This window comes from Bacillus sp. P4_D3, from assembly GCF_056401855.1.
The window spans coordinates 1-1,413 of sequence record NZ_JBFUIN010000768.1 but is presented as its reverse complement, the minus strand read 5'-3'; the positions used below and the strand labels follow the sequence as shown (position 1 = coordinate 1,413).

At 37.3% G+C, this 1,413-nt stretch carries 2 protein-coding genes and 1 pseudogene; all 3 read right to left on the bottom strand.

All coding sequences use genetic code 11. The features are described from left to right. Positions 1 to 789: aminoglycoside phosphotransferase family protein (locus AC1DTM_RS26490; protein WP_477001282.1), on the bottom strand; the 789-nt coding region annotated here is incomplete at its 3' end. A gap of 23 nt (positions 790 to 812) precedes the next feature. Next, positions 813 to 899, bottom strand: a pseudogene (locus tag AC1DTM_RS26485) (DUF2691 family protein); the annotation flags it as partial. Between the two features lie 112 nt (positions 900 to 1,011). Continuing rightward, the coding region (locus tag AC1DTM_RS26480; RefSeq protein ID WP_477001281.1) for an ABC-2 transporter permease at positions 1,012 to 1,413 on the bottom strand (402 nt) is incomplete at its 5' end.

Here is a 1,413-nt window from a genome sequence, read left to right as displayed (position 1 = left end):
AATTAACGCCTTCCAAAGCGCCCACCCTCTCGCTCTATTCCACGTTTCTTCATCCATACGTAATGCTTCTTTAAATACCTTTCTACTATTCTTATGAAAAAATGTCCATGCCATCGCTGCATCACAAGCAGGGTCTCCTACTCCTAAAATACCAAAATCAATTACGGCACAAAGCTTTCCATCTTTAACAAGTAAGTTACCCRGTGCAACATCTCCATGAACCCAAACTGATTTATGGTCCCATGTTGACCTAAGTGCTAAATCCCAAAAATGTTTTAATAATGTCTCATCAAAAACATCCTTATTATTTTCAATGGCTGCTCTCGCCTCTTTATCGTATACAGATATAAGCCCGCCACGGTAAAAATTATGCGCTCCAGCTACTGGTCCATTACTCGCGTCAACCGACTGCAATTCTATTAAAAATGATCCTAAGTCTGCTGCGAATTCATCTAAATCACGAACATTTTCTTTCGTAACAGTCTCCCCATCTATCCACTTATTAATAGACCAAGGCCATAAATACTCTTCAGAAGGATTCCCTTTCGCAATTGGTGCAGAAATTGGTAAAGAAAGTTCCTTACTTAATATAGGAAGCCAACTGTTTTCTTTCTCTACTTGTGGTACATATGCTGCATCACTTGGCAACCTGACACTCATCCCGTCCCCTAAATGAAATGTTCTATTATCGTTCCCGCTAAGCTTTACAGGTTTCACTTCTAAATGTGCCCATTTAGGAAATTGCTCTTGTATTAACTTTTTAACTAAATCAGCAGTAATATGATTCATTTACTTCCCCCTTTATATACCTATCACATGGATAAACGAGTTCTTCCATCATTTTCATCTGTAACATATTCAACATAAAACCCTTGATCAATTGCGTTTTCATACATTATATAACACAATTAACTACTACATCTTAAATATCTCTTCTATGTTACCTAGCTTATATCTCAACATGAAAAAACCGCCCCACTACTAGTGAAACGGTTTTTCCTCTACTATTTTTCAAGCATTTACTTCAGTTTTATGTTCCTTTCCTACACTACGCTTTAAAGCTGTTCCAAGTATGATAACCATACTTACTACACCAATCCAAACGAGCACAGTAAGTGGCGTATTCCAAGCTAATCCTTTTCCGAAGAAGAATATTTCTCTTAGACCTTCTATCATGAATCGCATCGGTAACCAAGAGTAAATCCAGTCTTGATAAAATGGCGACATTATTTCAGGCGCTAGCGCCAATAGCGGTGCACCAAAGAAAAGTAACAGTGCAAATATACCTATTCCCTTTAATCCCATTAATGAAAGAACAACCGAAATCATTAAGAAGAAACTAAATGATGTAATGGATAAAAATAAAGCTGTATCCATGAAATTCGGGATATTTAATCCTACCATTCCGTCTGC